We start from the raw sequence: 20,326 nt of genomic DNA, 5'->3' as shown, positions 1-20,326 counted from the left end.
TGAATGCCCCCAAGGCCTATTAGGCCGTGTGAATTCCCCAGCAGATCGCAGAGTGAGCTGCCGAGAGACCCGAGAGGACAGGAACGCAGGCTCAGCCACTCGGCACAAAGGCCGATGGTTGCTGAAAGACCACCGGCCTCGCGCAATAGAAGCGTCTCGGGAGAGGTATAGGCAGCCTGAGCCTTGCTCAGGTCGCCGACGAAACGCAGAGTACAGCCGACGGCATGACCCAGAACTAGCGCCACATCGTCATTATTCTCTGCGATCAGGCCGGGAACTTCGATAACGTCTAAGCGATGCTCCCTAGGCTCATACAGAGCAACGAGTTGCTCATCGCGACAAACGACAAGTACGCGAACGCAGCAGAGGCCCCCAAAAGAAGGATAGGGCCGATGTTCGACCGGCATTCCCGCTCGCCCCCGACCTACGGGGGTTGGCGCCATCGCGTACCAAAGCAGGTCCGCTATTTCTTGGATCTGAACCCGACTACCGACGGAGGATTGGCGGGACTGCAAAACGTCGAGAAAAGACCGTTGCGGTGGGCCAATTGGCGCTCGCAACGACACAGAGTGGGTCGCTAGCGGCCAGCAGTCCGACCACACACCCGGTTCGTCACGCGGAGCGGGCTCTTTAATGAGCATCCCAGCCGAGGGCTTCCCACGTCTTATAGTGCTTGATGCAACCGCGGCACTGGCCGCAGGCCAAGTTGCCTGTATGGCAAGAGTGGGCCCAGCCCAGCACTTCGCGAGGAATTCCTGACGTCGTTACCAGCTCCACGGCATCCAACTGGATGGCCGGCGCCTCTACGGTAAGACCTCCCTCCTGCATCGCCATTAGGCCCGAAATCCGTTCGATGAACTCCGGCCGACCATCGGCGTGCTCGCCATCTGTGCGTAGGGCGCCGATCGCCAAACTCTTGGCCCCCATCTTGATCGCGAACATCCCGGCCAGGGTCAGTAGGAGTTGATTTCGAAACGGCCACCACTCCGGAACGGGAGCGACGGCAGAGGCAGGAGTTCCGGCCATGTCGCCAGAGCCCAAGGCCGAACAATCAACCTTTATAGCTTGGTGCTCGATCCCCATCGCCGCACAGGCCGCCACGCCCGCGTCAAATTCTGCCTGAGCAGCGCGCTGGCCATAGTCCACGAAGATGGCGACGTCGGGACGACGCCACCAAGCGACACTGATCGAGTCCATGCCCCCAGACATGAGGATGGCGCGCATGTCAGGGTAGCTTCCAGACAGCGCGGTATAGGCCCGACGCGAAATCGTCTGTCACCTCGCAGCCGGTGCCCACGATCATCTTCAGATCCTCTTCCTTCACATTCTGCGCCAGCGCCACTACGGGGATCGCTTTTTTGATCGCATACCCGATCTCGAAGATCGTGCCGGGGTCCAGACCATTAAGAATGGCGAAGACAACGTCGCTACCTTCCAAGCCTTCAATATCCTTGGGCGCAACGTAGTTGGCAGGGCCAGGCCCCACCTCATGAACGGGCGAGAATACCGATGCGCCAAGTTCTTTGAGGAGACTGAAGCTCTCTTCGACGAGCCAACGTTGGCCGATGTCGAAGAAGGGGCCGGCTAGATAGATCTTGCCCTTGCCGGGCTTGATCGGGGCCATCTGCAACGCCTGGAGCGTAGCTATGTCAGGTGCGGGGAGATGTCTGGTGTTGGCGTAGTTGGCTGTAGCTCGTGACGCTAGGTCCGCCGCTTGGTCGGGCGACATACCGTGACATCCCCAAAGAGCAGCGAACGTCGCCGAAAAGACGTCCCCCGATCCCACTTTCCATACATACTCGGTCTGGTAGGCGGGGATTGGGTGCTCACCCGAGGCGGTGACGACGACGGCGCCGTGACTGCCTTGTTTGAGCACGATCACCTCTGCGCCTTCTAGTTCCAGCAGCCTATGGGCGGCCAGCATCGGATCCTCGATGCCGGACATTGCCTGGACTTCCTGACGATTGAGTACCAGCGCAAGGCGCCTCGCCTTTGAGCCATTTTCCGAGAAGGGACGCGGGTCAAAGGCGGATTGGGGATCATACACCGCGACATCAGCGTCGATGATCGCATCTCCCTCCATCATCCCGTAGCGAAGGACGACGTCACCTTTAATGGTGATGGTAGCTGCTTGTTCGATCAGCGCTGGCGGTGGGTGGATCGCAGGTGTCGACAGCGGGTGCAAATAACTGAAGCTGACAAACTGTTTCGCGGGATGCGACTTCAAGATGGCGCCGCACCGCTTCGCGAGATCCTCAACCGTGGTCGCGGCTTCCTCGGCGACGTAGGTCACAAGCTCTACAGGACCGGCAAGCAACGTTTCCACTGCGTGAGCGGCACGGCCGGCGGAGCCGAAGACCGCATCCCAAGCCGGCTCGATGCAGGTTTCGCCGTAGACACCACCTACAATGGTTAGGCTTCTGGTCATTGGGGATCCACCGTGACTTGATAAACTCCCCCAGCGATGTTGGTGATTGTAGCTAAATAGCCCGCGCCGCTATCAATGCATTTGATAATGTTCAGGTAGCCATTGAATGTCAGGGAGCCGGCTTCAGTCCCTGCCGGCGTTTTGACCACCAAGACTGGCGACCGACCGGTCTTATCAACCGAAACAGTGAGCTTGTCTCCAATCTTGACACTAGCCAGCGCAGCGGCCTTGGGGCTGTTGATCGGTCCCTTATACGAAATCGAGCAAGGATCGACGGAACCGCCGCCACCCTGGCCTAACCCGCCGCCGCCCGAGCTACCGCCTCCCGACCCGCCACCGAAGTAGCCGTCGCTGCGGTTGCCGCCTGATCCTGACACTGCTGCTCTCCCCAGCGCAAAAGGGGTAAAGCTTCGCCACTGCAATTGGAGGTGTCAATGAGCGAACTCAGTAGCCTGCGCCCCATGGATCGCATGGTTTGCCACATTACTGCGTCAACGACCGACGCCCGCACTCCTCCTGCAGAGCAGAAGTCTAGGAACCTGCTTTCAAGGTCGAGATAGTGACGCGCTGGATCAGAGCCGCTTGGGAAAACCGCCATGTGTTCACATGCGCGAATGATGTGAACGTCAAGGATCGCCACAGCGTCACTGGCGCGCCGATTTCTTACGATCCACGACGCTGTCTTGGGTCCAATGCCGGGCAATCCACGAAGCGCGTCGCGGAACTCAACATCTGTCAGGCCGGCCTCATCGATCGCATCCAGTCCAACGAGCGCACCGGCCAGATATTTTGCCCTTTGTCGGGCGAAGCGATAGCGAACAGGCCTTCCCTTTACGATGAGCGGTTCAAGCAGCAACGCCTCCAATCGCTCCTGGGATAGATGCCCAGAATCCTGACTGGCGAGGGCGCCCAGAACCCGCGCCGATGCTGCCAGCCCCACTTCCGCAGGTGCCCCGTGCCCGCCGAGCAGACAGGTGACAACTTCGTCGCGAAGCGTCTGGGTCAGCGTGAAGTCGATCTGGCCGCCGTCATCCTGCATCCATGACTGACTAACCCAGAACGCAGGTGACAGCATGTGCTCGAACCTGCCCCACTGGATGCCCGGCATAATCTCGTCTTCCGGGCTCGGCAGCTCCAGAAAGCGATAGCGGCCGTCGACACCGGCAATGACCTGTTGCATTGAAATCTCGACCTATGTATTACATGATAATCTATGTAATTTATGCATGGCTTGTCAATGGCGTCGGCTGAATTTGTTGACGAAATCCTTGCTCGAATGACCGCCCTAGAGATCAGTCAGAGCGCCTTGGCGCGAGTGATCGGCGTATCCCAGCCACACCTGAGCCGCGTGCTAAGCAAGCAGTTGATAGCTGGCAAGAAAACTCGCTCGCAGCTTGAAAAATGGATGGCAGGTCAGCCCATATCTAGCGCGAGCAGCTCGGCCCCTCCGCCCACTGCCGCTGAGCTGGAATTTCTCATTCGTAGGCTGAGCACGACACCGGCGGAGCAGCGTATGCATGTTATGCAAATGCTGCGGGCGATCGACGCGATGGTAGGTAAGGGCTGACGGCGTCACCACGGGAAATGAATCCCTGGCGCGCATTCGTTCGTAACTCAGCCTTTAGAAGAGTGCCGCTACTCGACTCCAACGAACATGGTCACGTCGAGTGTCGGTCCCATGAAAGATGCCGCTCCCAAGCTGGTGCTTTCCGCTCTTCCGCAGGATGAGCGCTCGTGGGAGGTGGTCGGACACGGGAAAATCCGAGCGCCAACCGAGGTAGACGAAGCGACTGTTGAAGTCTTCCTAGCTGAAGCTGGCTGGGGCAAGCCCTCGTGGGCCGCGCCGACGCCGGTGGAGACGCGAGCGGTCTGGCTTGGCCTGGGGCAGTTGCCTCTCATCCCAATTGGCAGCACATGGCGACAGGGCGTCTGGGCCGCGGACTCCAAGCGCCAACGAAAACGCGTAACCATAACGGGCGCCAGTAGGCTCTGGCCCGACGCCGAGCTGGGCAAAACGATCGCCTATCAAACCAGTCCGCGCGCACCCTGGACCCCGGCCTATCCGATCGGGGCGGGCGACGACATACCGCTATTTCGCGTCACGACCGACGACGGTGGCGCGTTGTGGGTGTCGCCTCTCGAGGTCGCCAGGGCGACCTTTGGCGTAACGAGCCAGTGGTTGCGGCTGATGGTGGAAGGCCGCATGCGTTTTTGGCCCGACGAGAAGGGCAAGGTCATCGATCCAGCACGGTCGGGCCGTATGCGAGACTCGCGATCCCTCAAGCTATGGGCTCATCGTCATTTAGATGAGCTGGACGTTCTGGCCGCAGCACGGGTTTGCGCTGACAATGGCCTTCGGGTGAGCTTCGATGAGGTCAATGCGGGCTTGGTACGCAACGGCTTTGGCAGAGGCCCCGCGCACGTGCGCACGCCATTTCCCTTCCGGCGCCCTAGCACATGGACGATCGAGGAATGCTGGATCGGGACTGAAGGCGTACGCGGCCACATCACAAAGCGACGCTTAATCACTCGGATATTGGACGTCGAGTATGACCTTGGCGTGGACCACATCCGCGTGTTCCATCCCGGTCCCGTAGAATCTGAAGACGAAGATCTTGCCGAAGAGGTGGGCCCCGGCCGCCACCGCTTACGCGCCAAGGGCGAAATCGCCGACGAGGTGAGGGTGATCAGCGGGCAAGCCAGTTGGAGCGCCCTCGGCACCCTCAAGAAGCCGTCGGCCCATTCACGCACGTCGGCGGCCTGGACGGTGGAGCATATTGCTGTAGCGACCGATGAACCTCAGACCAGCGCGACACAGGTGATCTTTGTCGACGAGGAGATCCGCATCGCCACAACGGCCGGCCATGGGACCAGCGGCGAGCGTGGCGGCCGCTTAGCGATCCGAATGAACATCAAGGACAAGGTGCAGGCAAAAATGGACACCGCCCGCCCCCCGCTGACCCGCGTCGCTTCCACGATCTTGGCGCTTCAAACGCTGGCGGCGGAGCTTGGACGCCAGTTGGAGATCGTGCGACCGGGCGACCAACCCGGCTGCGATCTCATCGATGGGCTCTGGCGCTATCCGATTGATGGCGGCGCCGTCCGATGGGCGACGACGAAGGAAGGCCGGCAAAGGCGAGCGCTCGTGGCGCGGCTTCAGCGTGACAGAGGCTGGGTTTACTTCTTCGACACCGAACATCTTGAGATCGAGCCCCCTGAGGGCGCACACGAGGCAGATCAGGACGCGATAAGCCAGGATGGCTATTCCTCGCTCTGCCTGCTCTTCCCGCCGGGCCAGGATTTGCTCTCGGGCGAGATGATAAGTGACATTCTACGAATAAACGCCATCGCTCGCGGCGTATGGCGTCGGTCGTTGAAAATTCCCATGACAACCGTGCGCCGAAATAGCGCCTGGCTTCATGACCATGGCGCCTACGCAAGAGCTATTCTACGCGCCATCGTGCGACTCGAGACAGGGCCCGATAAGCTCTTGAGCTAGGCCGGCGCCGGGCTATCAACGCCCCACGCCAGCAGCATCGCGTCAATCGCGATCGTCGTTCATTTTCTTTTCCGCAGCCCACTTCTCAGCCACGTCGGGCGGAAGCTCGTCTCCTGGAAAGGGCGGCCTATTAGGCCCCGCTCGAAGGATTTTTGTCAGATCGCCGGGCTTTGAGTTGCCGGCTCGGCTCCTGAAAAACTCCGTCACCTCAACGCGCTCATTGACCGTCTGCACGATGAACTCTTCGACACTGATCTCGAGTTCGGCTGCCAGCACAGCGACCTTCTTGTGAAGGTCTGGAGGGAGTATTTCCGTCATGGGCTCACCACGAGGTCGCGCATCGGCGCCAGCGAAAGGAATTCTCAGCCTTGTCGGCATGGTAGGCCATGCCGCACCCTGAGCAAAGCCTACCGCCTTTGAATCTCCCCACGCTCGCTCCGCACAAGCAGCTGCTTCGGAACTCCTCAAGCAGCCGCGGTTAGGCTGCCCACTGTTGGCGAGCTGCTAGAAGCCAACGAGCGCCTTTGGAGTTCATATGAGTTTTGAGTTGCAGTTGGCGCCGCGCGTGCGTGCGGCGCAGTACCTTCGCATGTCGACCGAGCACCAGCGGTATTCCCTGGACAACCAAACCGCTGCTATCGCCGAATATGCGGAGGCGCGCGGGTATGTCATCACCCAGACCTACAAGGATGCGGGCAAAAGCGGCGTCAGCCTTCGGGGGCGCCAAGGGTTGCGCAGCCTGATCAGCGACGTGATGGCCGGTAGCGTTGATTTCTCGACCATCCTGGTTTTGGACGTCAGCCGGTGGGGTCGCTTCCAGGACACAGATGAGCCCGCCCACTATGAATTTCTCTGCCGCAGCGCCGGCGTCAGTGTGCAGTACGTAGGCGAACTGTTCGAAAACGACGGCAGCATGGTCTCCGCCATCTTGAAGAACATGAAGCGGGTGATGGCCGGCGAGTTCAGCCGCGAGCTATCGGTCAAAATTTCGCGGGCGCAGATGCGCCAAGCGCGGTTAGGATTCAAACAGGGCGGGAATATCCCCTACGGCATCCGACGGCTTCTGGTCGATGAAGATCGAGAGCCCCGCTTCTACCTCGCTCCGGGGCAACGGAAAGGGCTCAATACCGATCGCATCCTCTTCGCGCCGGGGACCGCCGAGGAGATTCGCGTCATCCGTCGCATCTTCAAAATGTTCGTGGATAGGCGGACCAGCATGCTTTCGATCGCCCGTATCCTGAACGAGGAGGGCATTCCGTCCACCGGCGGGGAAATTTGGAGTGCGTCCAGGGTGAGGACGGTGCTCAGCAGCGAGCTGATGATCGGCTACTACGTCTTCAATCGAACCTCGCGGCGCCTGCACAGACCGTTAAGCCAGAACCCCGAAGAGCGCTGGATTAGAGTCAGGGTCATGGACCCCATCATCAGCACCTCCCTATTCCAACGCGCCCAAGCGGAGTTGGCCTATAAGCGGGGCTACTGCTACGCCAAGCCCGAGATGCTCAAAAACCTGAAGCGGCTCTATCGGGAGAAGAAGAGCCTATCGGTCGCGGTCATCGACGCGTGTCCGTACACGCCGTGTGCGGCGTCATATGCGGCGCACTTCGGGTCGCTGCATCACGCCTACGAACTTGTCGGCTACGAGGGCAACAGAACGCCCCGGAACAAGCGGCCGTACTTCTCAGATGAAGCGCTTCTGGCGGGCATTCGACAGATCCACGAGAAGCACGGCTATGTCACTATCGCCCTTGTGAACTCCGACCGGAGCTTGCCGGCCGCCAAGATATTCACTGACAGGTTCGGAAGCATGTCTGCCGCCTACACCGCCGCCGGATTTCCGACCACCAAGTCGGAATCCATCTCCGCTGCCAGGAAACGGGTTAGCGAGCGCTTCAAGGCCTCCAAGCAACTAGATGTCGTAAAGCCCCGCACGGAACGACAAGCTGGCTCGTAGGGCGCGCCACAGCTTCGCCATCGCGATAAAGTGCGGGCTCGGCGCCGTTGTTCGCTTTACGCGCCCGCCGCAGATCCTTGAGGGCGGCTCACCTAGCCCGCGTCGCCGAGACGTGATGGCGATCCCTCCGCGAACCCGGCCGCCAGCCAGAGATCGTCAAAGGCGTCGCGCATCCGCGCGGCCGACTGGGTCGTTCCGTCGGGGAGAAATACAGGCGAGATTCCCAGGCTAGGCTGCCGGAAGCGGCCGCTTCGGCCGAACCCGGCGAGGCGGATAGGGGCGAGCTCGTGGAGGCTCAGGGCCACCAGAATCGGCCCCTTCAGTCCGATCTTGAGCAGGAGCCTGAGGCTACGGTCGATCGTGTCTACGATACGGTGTTCGAGCGCGACACCGTCGACGAGGATTTCCTCATCATCCCCAACCGGCCGCCCTAGCGTGAAGAGCTGCTCGATAACTCCAGGCCTTAGCAAGCGTCCACTCCAGTCCGCTTCGGGATTGAGCCGGTCGACGATGGAGCGGGTCGGGCCGTGGGCCCACCATTGGGTATTGTCTTGGTTGGCTATGACGTGGGGTGAAGTTTCGGGTGCAAGCAGGCCACGGTGGGCCTGGATTTTGCTAAGGTCGAGACGCGGGGCCTCCAGCGCTTGGGCGGGGACGAGGTAGATATAGGCTGACGGCAGCGAGACCAGGCAGGGCGGATTGTTGGCGATACGGTTGTTCTGAGTGGTCGCCCAGAGGTCGCGCAGCCGTTGGGTGAGCTCTGGGCTGGACGCGTCAGGTCCATGCGGATCTTCCGGCTTCAGAGACGCCGCCGCTTCCCAGCCCGCGTGGGCAAGCCGGAAGATTTCACGCTTGGACGATGTGGCCTGCACCAGGCCGTAGGCGTCCAGCTCCTCGATGGCGGCGATCCAGCGCGCCGCAGCCCGGGCACTGCGATCCTCGCCCAGCATATCTACCCGCCCCGCCTTGATGATCGCGCCGCTATGGGTGCGGTGCGTCATGATCATACCCTCTTTCGTGTCAGCGGCCGCCGACAGGAGCTTGACTGCTTCATCGCTGAGGGTGACGCGGCGCTTCTCCGCTGGCGGCGTCGTCTGTTCGGGCTGGGCTGGCGCCAGTTCGCGGGCAAGGTGGGCGTTGTCGCGTAGGTTCAGTTCGAGGTCGCGCCTGAACTTGTCCCGGAAATTGTCGGGACTGTCGAACTCGGCCACTAGGCCCTTGGGCATCGCCCAGGCCTTGAATTCCTTGAGCTTGGCGTACTGCTCCTGATCGAGGTTATCGGGCATGATGGGTGCGCGCGAGAAGTACAGCATGGCCGGCTTACCGGCCTTGATATGCTCTTCGATTTCCTCGACCGTGCCGCTGGCCGCCACGCCCGTGGAACTGCCCAGACGCGTCCAGAAGATCCCGACCAGCAAATCGCAATGCACCAGCAAGCGATCGTTGATCATCTGCTGAGGGCGACCGCTGAGCTCCGGGGCCGAGTGGGTCTCCCATCCGACCGGGACGAGCATCGCCTTGCGGGTCCGGCTGTGCAGAATGTTCCAATCGTTGAGAACCTCGCGGATCACCTGTCGCTCAGCAACGACGTCACCTGGTGACGCGATCATCACTTCCAAGACCTTGGCCGCGTACGCCATTCGCCATCTTCTCCCCGCGCGCCGCACCGAGACGCGCAATCCTACGTAGCTTTGCCGGCGAGATATCGACAGCGCCAATGTGGCGGCGACGGCCACACCGTCTGGCTCCCGGCCCTCGGCGACAGGCGCCTACCAGAATGCGGCCCTTCCCAAGGTGAAAGAAGAGTCAGGCGCTGACGTTGAAATCGCGCTGGGGAGCAGACGCTCCAGGGGCGGAATCTGCTGTTCTGTAGCCCGCGATGCCGGTTTGCTTCTGACTAAGTTTCGAGATCGCGGATCGGTCGGCCTAGCCTATTAAGCGGCGACGGCGCGGTCCGGCTCAAAGACAGTCAGCGCCCAAGGCGACGTCGTTATACCTTCGGCGGTGCGACCCAGCTCGATTGTGATGAGGCGGTCACCGTTGACGGCGGGGCTCAGTTCCAGGGCGAGATAGTCAAACAGCTGGCGATCGTGGACCGCAAGGAAGACCTGTCGGCCTTCACGTTTGAGCGTCCGAAGCAGCGCTGCAAACTGCGCGATGTGGACGTCGTCCATGCTCTGCACAGGGTCGTCGATGATGAGCCAAGGTAGGAGCGGTTTCGCCGAGAGGTTCAATGCGAGAAAGAGGGTCAGCGCTGCGGTGTTGAGATTGCCGGCGCTCAGCATCGACTTCGGATTGCCGCCCTTGCCGCCGGCCCGGTAAAGCGTCTCCAAGACGGCTTCGACAGGGCCACCATTCGCCGGCGGGAGCGCGAAGGCGGGTACGAATTCCTCGTCGGGTGCGAGCCGGATGAACAGCTCGCGCCAGACGCTGTTGAGCTCGTCATTGAACACCTGACGGACCTTCGCCGTCCGGAGCGTCTGAGCACGTGTGGCCAAGGCTTTAGAGGCGGCTATGCGGCGTTCTGCTTCCTCTCTCTGTGCCGTGGAGGTCTTTTGTTCCTCCAGCGCGGCCTTAAGCTCGTCTTCGGCCTTGACGAGTTCGTCGCCAAGCGTCGGGAAACTGTCCAGAAGCTCGCCGATGTGGGCGATCTGTGCTTGCCGCCCCTTCGCACCGTCCTCGTCACGCTGGACGAACGCCAACAGGTCGTCGACTACGGTCTGCAGCGGCACGTCGCTGGGCACGATCGGCAGTCCCATCTCTTGCGCATGACGATCGAGTTCGGCCCTCATTCCGCTGAGACCCGACCGACGCGACACAAGCGCGGAGAGCGCGCCCGCTGCGGCGGAGGCCTCCGTCTGCAGTCGAGTTCCAAGCGCAGCGGCGTCGGCAAGTTCGTTGAGGCCGGTCCGCCATTCGAGCAGCCGCGCAAGCTCGACCTTGAAAGCATCCCGCTGCTTGTCGACCAACTGGCGCGAGAGAATTTCGCTCTTGCGACGTTGAGCTTGTTCCACGGCTGAGGACGTCGTCGAGCGGTCGCGCACAAGCCCCTGAACCCGTCCGGCCGCTTCGACGAGGCGCCCGACTTCCTCCGAGACGTGTGAGGCGAGCGGCTGTTCGGACACCTCGCGGAAATCCCGCTGGCAGACCGGACAAACTTCGTCGTCGATATAGGCTGCGATAGCCGTGAGAGCGCGCGCAAGTTCGTCGTTCGCACCTTTGTCTCGGGCTAATTCCTCATCGATGTTCTTCAGACGAGCGCTGCCTTGGCTGATCGCTTCATTGACCTCCGCCAGCGCCTTCGCGTCCTTGGCGTCGCGATCCAGCGTGTCCTGGAGACGGACGATCTCCTTCTGGACCAAGTCGGCGGCCTGTCGGTGCGTGGCGGCGACGCCGCTTGCAACATCGGCCAAGGTCGGGAAGTGAGCTCTGATGATTTGGAAGAGGGATTGGAGCTGCCGCCCCTGATCGGCCTGCCACGTCTCGAGCGCAGACCGGGCGGTGTTAGCAGCCGTCTCCGCAGTAGCGACCTGCCCCCCCGCCTCGGCCGCCAGAGCGGCGGTCAGCTGGTCAGCGGCGCTGCGCAGATCACGGCGGCGGCGCGCAAGATCCTGCAAGCGGATTTCAAGCTCGTTGGCTTCGGCCTCAAGACCGGCCTCGAGCACGGCGGCGTCGATCGGCGCCTCCGCCGTCGCGAGGTCCTTCAGCTTATCGCGAAGCTCAACCTCAAGCGCGGACACCGCCTCGCGGGCGCTCGCCGCTGCTTTCGTCGCCGCTTCGACCCGCGCGGACAGGGCGGCGGCTCCGGAACGGGCGGCCGTGAACAGCGGCGCCGGAGCCTTCAAACGGCGGACGTCACCGCTCGCATGCAGTCCGTCGATTAGGGCGTCGAGCGCCTCCAATCCCAGCAGCTCTTTTACGAAGCGCGTCAACGGCGAGTCCGAGCGCCGACTGTCTTGATGCTCGTATATTTCGAGCAGCCGCCCGAGAGCGGCCTGAGGCAGATAACATCGCTCGCTGAAGAAGCGTCCTAGATCCGGGCTGAGAAGGCCCCCGCCCCTCACCGTCAGTCCGTCCGAAGAAACCTCCGCGCGCCCCGACGGCGCGCCGCCTGGAAACCCCTCAGCCTCTATGATGACCCTGCATTCATTCGAGGGGCTCCGCTTGTGCGGAAGATGCTTGAGGAAACCAGAGTCTAGCCGGCTAAGTGACCCGACTGTCCCCGTCAGGCCAAATTCGATGGCCGACAGCAGGCTGGTCTTACCCGTCCCATTTGGCCCATGGATGAGGACCACAGGCGCATCGAGCGAGATGCGCTGCGGGCCGCGGATGCTGCGGAAGTCTTCGATAAAGATCGAGGACAAGCGGGTACTCACTGGGCCTCCTCCCCGTCCTCGTCGAACTCGGCGAACGGTTGTTCGACCAGCTCGGCGAACCGCGCGGCCACCGCCTCCGCCCCGTACGCTGCGAGGTCGATCAGCTCGTGGGTCAGGGGGTCGGCCTCGACCCGTAGCTCGTCCAGGCTGTCGATCCCACGCGCGTCAACGGGCTTGGGAAGCCGCAGCGGCAACAGAACAGCTAGCCAGTTGTCGAGGCTGGCGGTGTCCGCCGACTCGCCAACTGGCAGCACGCGCGCGAATCGCGACAGGGCGCTGATCGCTTTTGACTCCGGCCGCGGACCCACTAGCACAAGCGTCAAAGGTCGGCGCGACTGCATGACATCGAGCGCGCGGCCGACACCCTCGACCGTCCTCTGGATCTCCTTCGCGGATTGGACGGTGCTGTCGCCCACAACGACGAGGTCGGGCGATGGTGGCGCCCCGACGAACGCTGCGGGCGTGTTGAAGGTTAGGCCGGCGATCTGCAGGGGATGGGCCATGCGCCGAAAGTTCGCGGCTTCCAGTGCTTTCGCGACGCGCTCGACAGGGGTCGTCTCGGTCAAACCGCCACCTCCGCTTTGAAACGCTGCAGGAGCTCCTCGAGACTCACCGCGCCATCGGCCATCGAGAATACGCCGAATTCGCGCAAACCGAGCTTGCCCGTGCGCCCAGGCGCGCTCGTGGGATGGCGCGCCGATCTAGGGGCGACGTCGAAGCTCTGGACGATGACGGCGTCGTCCTCCTCGGTCACATGGCCGCTGGCGAAGAGCTGCGCAGCCGCGTGCGCGCTCGCTGCGAAGAAAACTTCCGATTGCCTCACGGCACCCACCAGTCGGACCGCGCCGGTGCTGGCTTGCGCTGGATCGCCTGTCGCGCAGGTCCAATGTCCTTCCTGTTCCCCGCGCCCGACGAGGGCGAAGGCGAGCGCGAGCTGAACGACCCCATCTGCATCGACATGAGGCGCATCTACCGTCCGGGTGACGCCGACGTCGGTGAGCGGGGCGTAGATTCCTTCGCCCGCCGCTCGGGCGCGCCCTCGACGGAACAGGCTGAGCGCGCGTCCAGCGAAGCCGAGCGCGGCATGCATGTAGCCTTCTTGATCCGCGGGATCGGCTACGGCCGCCGACAGGTCGCGCAGGCGCTTGATCCCTTCCCGCAGGCTGTCGCGTTCCCCTGCGGGTAGGCCAGGCGCCGCTTTGTCAATGAGCGCAGTGAGCTTCGCGCACAAAACATGGAGCCATAGGGCGGGAAGCAAGCTCTTCGCGTATGAACGGACAAGCGACGCCGTATGGATTTCCTGCGCATGCGCGGCGTAGTCGGACCGATAGAAGTTCCGCAACAGTCCGTCCTGGTGCGCGCCGACCGCGTCTTCCGAGACCATTACGAAGGGCGGGTGTGTCGGATACGTCGCCGGGAGCTGTGTCTGCGCCCGGACAAACAGGTCCTGGATGTTGGCGTCCTGCGCGGACAGCCCAAGCATCAGCGTCGGCTTGGAGATGGCCAAGTCGACCAGCTTGCCTGCGATGACGACGTTTTCCGGTTTCTGCGCCCAACCGTTGATCTGTGACTGGCGCCCGACGATCCGGTCGCGATAGACTCCTTCGTTGTCGCCCGCCTTCGCGGCGCAGCCGTGGAACTTATAGAGGCGCGCACGCGGGACGTTGTTTTGGACATCGGCAGGCAGCACCCGAACCTGCAGAACGCCTGACCCGGGTCCGTCGAGCAGGCGCATGGCCTTCTCGATCAGATCGTCCCAGTTCGCGCTAACACAGTCCGACGCGACGCCTTCGGCCACTAGGGCGGCCAAGCCAAGGTGTTCTGGGCCGGGCGTGGTCGCGGGATTAGCATATCGGCTGACGACGTCGACACCGTTCCACACGAGGTAATCCGGCAGTTCACCCGGGGGTGATTGGTCGAGCATCACGGCATAGCGGCTCACCAACTGAAGCGTCACTTGCTCAAGCGGAGGCCACGCTGCGACAGGTTGGGCATAGTCGACAGCGGCGCGCTGACCTGCGTCTAGCGCGACTAGGCCGAGCATTCGGTCGAGGCTGGTCTTGAACGCGCAAGCAGGGTTCGCGGGATCGATCCTGGCCCGCACATGTTCAAGCACCGCTTCGACGACGCCGCGCAAACCGGGCAGCTTCCCAGAAGAGACTCCTGCGCCTAGCCAAATGGCATAGCGGTCGTCAGCCACGCCCTCGGAAAACTCCCTGAGCGAGTCGTCGAGGAGGTGGAGGGTTTCCAAAATCGTGATGTCCCAGGCCGACGGCACTCGCGGTCAACTCCACCTTCGCGGCTGTCTACGACACATTCGGACATCTCCGGTGCGTGGACGAGGCCAGGACAGTGCTACAGCGGATTGCAATGCTCAAGCTGCACCCGCTCTGCGGTCCCGTCCGGCGATCACGGAGCTGACAACCCAGCGGGCCGACGGTCAGCTGGACAGTGGCCGGGCACAGCTTCGTCCGTGCCTTTAGCGGGTGACAACAGGTTGGCGTTATGCATCTGGACGCCCGTTCAGGCTGGCTTCCGATTGTAGTAACGCCGCAGAGGCTTCGCACTCACCAATCAGCCTGATCAGCTTCGCCTTTGTGACGGTGCCATCCTGACGCCGCAGATAGGAGATGGCCGCCCGTATTTCGAGCTCGGAGGGCTTATAGAAGCCGACGGTCAGATGCTCGTCGACCAGGCTTGCTATGGCGTAGGGTGGGCAGAGATCGTCGTGAACGAGCCAGCTGCGCCACATCCTGGCTTCGCGGCACGCCTCGACGAGGCGGAACGGCCATTCCTTCAGAAGCGGCGCCAGTAAATCCATGAGCCGATGGCGGTCATCGACGCCGAAGTGCTCCAAGCTTCGACCACTGCTCCAGGGATAGGGTGAAGGATCGCCACCAAACCGCCGGACAACTGCCCGGCGAAATGCGTCGGCGCGCGGGCCATGGGCAAGCGCCTTTGCGATGATCCGTAGCGTCGCGAAATAGAGGTGGCTCCAGCTGAAGATGGCTTCTCCGAGATGGCCCCAACCTCTAGCCAGCACCGCCATCGCCCTCGTCTGGAGTTCAATAACGCGCCGGCTCGCCTTGCAGGCCTGCACCCCACGCAGATCGGCGCCGCAGCGGGCGCAAATCCACAAAGCTGGAGATCGATGGGGCTCGACCGTGGCACCGCAGCTTGTGCAACGATCAAGAAGCTGGACGCCATGAGCAGGACAGCTTGTTACGAACCCTAAGCGCCAGGCGCGCTTGAAGTAAGCCGCCTCGCCCAGGCAGATAGGACAGTACTGCAGGCCAGCGAGGGCGCGAATGCGGTGGCGAACCCCAAGTTGGAGAATCCAGGCATTGCGGCCCCCGGGCACGTAGTTGTCGACGAGAAGGCCATCGAACGCCGCGAGCGTGGTTTCCCAAGCCCTCTGAACCGATGTGTCAGCCTTGGCGGCCATACCGCCGACCACCCTAGGATCCGCGAGATTGTCGATATCCCGCGTCAACAGCGGGGGCGTAGACCGCCAGGTCATATGCGCGAGGGTGTAGGGCTTTAGCTTCAGTCCATAAGCGGCCCGCAAGAACCAAGACGAGAGCAGCTCGTCAGGACGCGGTTGAGGTCGGAAGGGCCAAGGGCGAGACTTGGTGGAGTCGGGGCTTTCCTTCCAGGTGCGGAAGACGGCCTCGACCTCCTCGATCATCGGATCGCTCGAATGAGCTGCTCTGTGATGCGCTCTTCGCCGCTGTCGATCGCGGCCACCGCAGCGTCAAAGAGAATGTTGGATAGTTCGCCGATCACGCCTTTGGACAGCGCATAAAGCCGTTCTGAAAGCCCAGCCTCTGTCAGATCGCTAGGTAGTCGGAGCGGGATGATCTTGCCGTAGGCGCGGAGGATCTTGCGCCACTCGCCGTCCATTTTCATCCGCTCCAGCTTGATGCGGTTGAAGCGCCGGTTGAGCTGATCTTCCTTAGCGAACACCTGGTCGACGCTCTCGGTACCGGCGGCAACGATGGGAACGCCAGTCTCGTTGGTAAGATTCTTGATCAGGACATTGAAGTGGAGGCGCTTATCGAAGCGGCCGGATAGGGCATTGTGAAACTCGTCCATGAGGATGACCTTCACACCGCATCTGGCGATCAGCCGGCGGACCATAAGCTCCTTCTGCGCCAACGCCATGGACGGCGAGACCCGCATACCGAATTCTATCAGAATGTTGTTGTAGAGCTTTGCCTCATCGCCGGCTGGGGGCGTCTGAAACCGGATCGCTGGGAGGACCGCCCACCCACCGACGCCATCGTCATCTTCGCTTTCCGCTTTCTTGGCGTTTTCGGCGCGGACGCGGCTCTCCCAACGATTCAGGATCGTTGATTTACCGACGCCGGACTCGCCAAAGATCAGTAGGTTTCGCGGGCGGATCGACGGCGGCGTAACAAGGTAGCGGTCCAAGGTTTGAAAGACATTGTCAGCCGCTCGATGTCCGATCCAGAGGCTCTGCCACCGGGCGATGATCCGCTCCTCCACAGGCAGGTGGACAAGGGCTTGAGCCTTTGGATGTAGGTGATCCAAACCGGGCTGGGCGGCCACTTCGCTGGTGATCGGGGGGCGCTCCATCAGATGTCCAGATCATCGTAGTCTTCGCCGACCTCGGCCACTGAGCCTGCGGGTGTCAGCACCACTGCCGTACTCGTCGGCTCGTGGGGCGATGGACCGTTACGCTCTATGGGGATGGCCGACGCCGACTGTGTGGCTGCGGCTATGACGCTCTGCTCGCGCGCGATCGCCGCGCCCTGGCTACGTCTACGCTGGTTCTCACGCTGTGCTTTCCGCGTGAGCTTGCCCGCCTCCTCAAGTAGCGCCTGGCGCTGGCGCCGCTCATGGTAGGCATCAAAGATTTCGAGCTCTGTATAGGCTCGCTGGCCCTTGTTCTTCAGTTCGGCCCGCACCGCGCGCAATTCCCAAACGCTCATCGGCGGCCCTTCGGCGTGCCGATACGGAACTGTCAGATAGCGTTTATTGTCGGGGTCCCAGACGTAGGCACGACTTATGTCGCGAGGGTCACGCCGCACGGTAAAGGTTTTGCCTTTCTGGCGAGCGTAGCGATGGCGCATCGCCACCAACTCGTCGGAGTCATAGCTAATCTTGTCCCAGCGAACTCCGTAAGCCTGGAGCGTGAGCATCTTCAGCGGCAGAAGCTCAAGACGTATTTGCTCAAGGTTAGATGGCTCTTCCGGCAATTCTCGAACCTGGGCGCCATTTTCGAAAAAGCACGATCTCCACTTCTCAAGGGGCGTGAGTCCCCCGAGGGATGAGTGCGGCGTGTTCATATATTCCTTCAAGATGCTGAGCAGGTGCAGCTCAAGCTCTCGGAGCGTGAGGCTTGCGGTCCTGGCGCTGTCTCTGCTCTTGCGCTCATTAATGTTCGAGCCAGTCGCCCCCGGCGCCGATTTCACTTTCTTGGCGAGAGTCCCGAAGAAGCGTTCGATATGGGCACCGAACTGGGGTCGCTTCACAGGCCTGTTCAGGAGCTCACGGTCCTCCTGAGCGAGGAAGCGGCGAAGCATAGTGCCGCGAAACTCCTTGGCGTTATCGGCCATCACGATCAGGGGCAGGCCCCAGACCGGCCAAATCATGTCGACGCCGATTACCTTCAGCCAGGGCTCCTTGCGGGTGATTGAATGGAAGATCGCGGCGCCGGCGACGCTGGCTGAAGGGTCGTCTAGCGTCAGGACGTAACCCGTGGGCATGCAGGTATGGGTATCGATGACCATGGCAAGCCATGGCCGCCCGATTGGAATACGGTAGACGTCGTCTACGATCTCTACGTCATAGGGCCAGTAGTCGATCTGCACGCAGGAAAGAGGCGCCGTGCCAAAGGGGAACTTCCCCATCATCTTGGCTTTCGCATCGCGAGCCGCGCGCTTGCCGACGCGGCGCTCAATCACCAGGATTGGGTCAAGAGCGTCGATGTGGCGGTAGACGGTCGGGATGCCCGGAAAAGGCAGCTTGGCGTCCGCGAAGGCAGGCAGCACGAAATTGTCGTAGAACTCTTTGACGTTGCGCTGCTTGCGATTGAGGTACTCCTTGTCGATCAGATAGCTGAGCAAGGCGACCCGTTCATCACCAAGTCTGCTCCGGCCGCGACCGCCCGATCTCTTGCCCGGCAACAAGCTCACAGGGTCGCCGTTCCACTGTTCCAGGCGCCTGTAGATCGTCGCCCTGCTTACGGCCAAGGTCTTCGCGGCAGCGGCAATAATCGCGTCGCGTTCACCGCGCTCGACTGTCTGATCCAGGAGCGGGCCCAAAACCTCCCGCCATCTATAGGCCAGTTCGATTTCAGCGGGACTGCAATCGTCGAAGTGCCGCTTTGAGCGGGTTACGGCGTCCACCCGATCGACATCACCCGATGTCACCGCACGGGTGTCGCCGTTCTCAAATCGGACAAGGAACAGGTCAAAATCGAGGATTTTCACGAAACGGGCGGCGCGTCCGCTGATCGTGACCTCCTCACCGACGCTGAAGTTAGCCGGTTTCAATCGCCCCCTCCTCAGCGGCTACATCCGCCCACCACTTCATTCGCATGTCATCGCTAATTGGCGCATCAAGATCCGCCACCAGATATCCGACGCCCAACATGTGCAGCAGCGCCTGGTGGGCGGTGTCACGCAGCAGCCCATCGGCGATGAGTAGCCTCTTCACCTCCCCGAACGAGCGGCTCTCCACTCCGGGGTAGGTAAGGATCGCGCGAGCCGTGGAAATGATGTCTTGTGAGAGAGGCCGGCGCATCGCTGGGCCGATCAGGGCGGCGTTGGCTTGCCTGGCGCAATAGATGCTGCGGTCGGTGATCACGCGGAAACCGACTCCCTTCGCGGCGAAATAGCTCCTCGCCGCCCGGTACTTCGGGGCCAGGTCCGCGTAATCGCGCTTCAAGATGGCGTAGGGCTTAACTTCGAAAACAACCCTGGACCTGCCATGCGGGAGGGCCACGTCATCCCACCAGACGGCAAGGACGTCGGGCGTGTATCGCCGTCGACGGCCATCCACGACCAGATCGATGGTGATCGGCTGCGTTACCACGGTCTCGATGCCTGGATCGATTTCCAGGAGAATCAGGAAATCCCGTTCAAGCTTGGATTCGTAATGAAGCTGCCGAGGAGGATACCGCGTCGGCAGTGAGCCGGTGATCGACCGATGGCTGGGCGGGATAGTGCGGGTCATCGGCGACCTCCAATCATGTCGCAATATCTACGAAAAACGACGAACGAGTCTCGCCTTCTTTGAAAAAATCTTGGGGGCTCTGTGCCGCCCGCTAGGAGAACAAACCGGCATTTCATCTCATTATCTCCGAGAAATCACACCGGCGGCGGGCTGAAAGCCAAGCCAGGCGAGGTGTCGCTGGCCCACAACGGCGTTCTCTTCCTCGACGAGCTGCCCGAGTTCGGCGTCCAGGCCCTGGACAGCCTGCGCGCGCCGCTGGAGACCGGCGAGGTGATGGTGGCTCGCGCCAACGCCCACATCCGCTACCCGGCCCGGGTGCAGCTGGTGGCGGCCATGAACCCCTGCCGCTGCGGCCACGGCGGGGCCGGGCGCGGCGCGTGCGGCAAGGCTCCCCGGTGCCAGCGCGAGTACCAGGGCCGGGTCTCGGGCCCGCTGATGGACCGTATCGACCTCACCGTCGACATGCCCGCGGTCACCGCCGCCGATCTGTCCCTGCCGCCGCCCGCCGAAGGCTCGGCCGAGGCCGCCGCGCGGGTGGCCAGGGCGCGGGCGCTGCAGCAGGATCGCGCCGACGCGCTGGAGGTCGCCGACGGCCTGAACGGCCGCGCGGAGGGCGCCTTCCTGGAGAAGATCACCAACCTCGACGCCCCCGGCCGCGCCTTGCTGGCCCAGGCGGCCGAAGCCGGCCGGATCAGCGCCCGGGGCTGGACCCGCACCCTGCGCCTGGCCCGCACCATCGCCGACCTGGAGGGCGCCGACGCCGTCCGCCGCGTCCACGTCGCCGAGGCCCTGGCCTATCGGCGGACCACGACGCCGGGTGAAGAACCGGTTCGCGTTTGACCGCCCGTTAAGCCGCGGCGGGTAAG

Annotated in this window: 15 protein-coding genes; 3 read left to right on the top strand and 12 right to left on the bottom strand. The window is 62.4% G+C overall.

Annotation, left to right across the window (positions count from 1 at the left end; genetic code table 11):
- Positions 1-630: 630 nt before the first annotated feature.
- The 3 genes from AC1RNC_RS16920 to AC1RNC_RS16910 all read right to left on the bottom strand — a co-directional run bounded on the left by AC1RNC_RS16920 (position 631) and on the right by AC1RNC_RS16910 (position 3,608).
- Entirely contained in the window at positions 631-1,224 is a 594-nt protein-coding gene (locus AC1RNC_RS16920) for a 7-cyano-7-deazaguanine synthase (RefSeq protein WP_492887488.1), read from the bottom strand.
- Between the two features lies 1 nt (position 1,225).
- Positions 1,226-2,428 (bottom strand): PfkB family carbohydrate kinase, encoded by a 1,203-nt coding sequence (locus tag AC1RNC_RS16915; protein WP_492887487.1) that lies wholly within the window; start codon positions 2,426-2,428, stop codon positions 1,226-1,228.
- 295 nt (positions 2,429-2,723) lie between these two features.
- Entirely contained in the window at positions 2,724-3,608 is an 885-nt protein-coding gene (locus tag AC1RNC_RS16910; RefSeq protein WP_492887486.1) for an 8-oxoguanine DNA glycosylase, read from the bottom strand.
- Between the two features lie 498 nt (positions 3,609-4,106).
- Here AC1RNC_RS16910 and AC1RNC_RS16905 point away from each other — a divergent pair, with 498 nt between their 5' ends.
- Positions 4,107-5,927, top strand: a complete 1,821-nt coding sequence (locus tag AC1RNC_RS16905) for a hypothetical protein (protein WP_492887485.1) — start codon at positions 4,107-4,109, stop codon at positions 5,925-5,927.
- A 42-nt stretch (positions 5,928-5,969) separates the two neighbouring features.
- Here the strand turns inward: AC1RNC_RS16905 and AC1RNC_RS16900 are convergent, their stop codons facing one another.
- Positions 5,970-6,245, bottom strand: coding sequence for a toxin-antitoxin system HicB family antitoxin (locus AC1RNC_RS16900; RefSeq protein ID WP_492887484.1), 276 nt, complete (start codon positions 6,243-6,245; stop codon positions 5,970-5,972).
- 217 nt (positions 6,246-6,462) lie between these two features.
- Between AC1RNC_RS16900 and AC1RNC_RS16895 the strand changes: the two genes are divergently transcribed.
- A complete protein-coding gene (locus tag AC1RNC_RS16895) occupies positions 6,463-7,881 on the top strand; it encodes a recombinase family protein (protein ID WP_492887483.1) in 1,419 nt (472 codons plus the stop codon).
- A gap of 92 nt (positions 7,882-7,973) precedes the next feature.
- Here AC1RNC_RS16895 and AC1RNC_RS16890 read toward each other — a convergent pair whose 3' ends face one another.
- The 8 genes from AC1RNC_RS16890 to AC1RNC_RS16855 form a co-directional block, all read right to left on the bottom strand.
- Positions 7,974-9,521 (bottom strand): DUF4062 domain-containing protein, encoded by a 1,548-nt coding sequence (locus AC1RNC_RS16890; RefSeq protein WP_492887482.1) that lies wholly within the window; start codon positions 9,519-9,521, stop codon positions 7,974-7,976.
- A gap of 294 nt (positions 9,522-9,815) precedes the next feature.
- Positions 9,816-12,245, bottom strand: coding sequence for an AAA family ATPase (locus AC1RNC_RS16885; RefSeq protein ID WP_492887481.1), 2,430 nt, complete (start codon positions 12,243-12,245; stop codon positions 9,816-9,818).
- 8 nt (positions 12,246-12,253) lie between these two features.
- Positions 12,254-12,823 (bottom strand): hypothetical protein, encoded by a 570-nt coding sequence (locus AC1RNC_RS16880; protein WP_492887480.1) that lies wholly within the window; start codon positions 12,821-12,823, stop codon positions 12,254-12,256.
- Entirely contained in the window at positions 12,820-14,535 is a 1,716-nt protein-coding gene (locus AC1RNC_RS16875; RefSeq protein WP_492887479.1) for an SIR2 family protein, read from the bottom strand. The genes AC1RNC_RS16880 and AC1RNC_RS16875 overlap by 4 nt, the downstream gene beginning before the upstream one ends.
- A 225-nt stretch (positions 14,536-14,760) precedes the next feature.
- Positions 14,761-15,945, bottom strand: a complete 1,185-nt coding sequence (locus AC1RNC_RS16870; protein WP_492887478.1) for a TniQ family protein — start codon at positions 15,943-15,945, stop codon at positions 14,761-14,763.
- The gene (locus tag AC1RNC_RS16865) at positions 15,942-16,856 is read right to left on the bottom strand and encodes a TniB family NTP-binding protein (protein WP_492887477.1); all 915 of its coding nucleotides are present in this window, start codon (positions 16,854-16,856) and stop codon (positions 15,942-15,944) included. Before AC1RNC_RS16865 ends, AC1RNC_RS16870 begins: the two co-directional genes overlap by 4 nt.
- The gene (locus AC1RNC_RS16860) at positions 16,856-18,778 is read right to left on the bottom strand and encodes a transposase (protein ID WP_492887476.1); all 1,923 of its coding nucleotides are present in this window, start codon (positions 18,776-18,778) and stop codon (positions 16,856-16,858) included. The genes AC1RNC_RS16865 and AC1RNC_RS16860 overlap by 1 nt, the downstream gene beginning before the upstream one ends.
- Positions 18,765-19,460, bottom strand: a complete 696-nt coding sequence (locus tag AC1RNC_RS16855) for a TnsA endonuclease N-terminal domain-containing protein (protein WP_492887475.1) — start codon at positions 19,458-19,460, stop codon at positions 18,765-18,767. Before AC1RNC_RS16855 ends, AC1RNC_RS16860 begins: the two co-directional genes overlap by 14 nt.
- An 81-nt stretch (positions 19,461-19,541) precedes the next feature.
- Between AC1RNC_RS16855 and AC1RNC_RS16850 the strand changes: the two genes are divergently transcribed.
- Positions 19,542-20,300 carry an ATP-binding protein gene (locus tag AC1RNC_RS16850; RefSeq protein WP_492887474.1) on the top strand — a complete coding sequence of 253 codons (759 nt, stop codon included), beginning with the start codon at positions 19,542-19,544 and terminating at the stop codon, positions 20,298-20,300.
- Positions 20,301-20,326: the final 26 nt, after the last annotated feature.

This window comes from Caulobacter sp. GW822-FHT01G02 (assembly GCF_058802865.1).
Note: the sequence above shows the minus strand (reverse complement) of the source record. Positions and strands in the feature narration are given on the sequence as shown.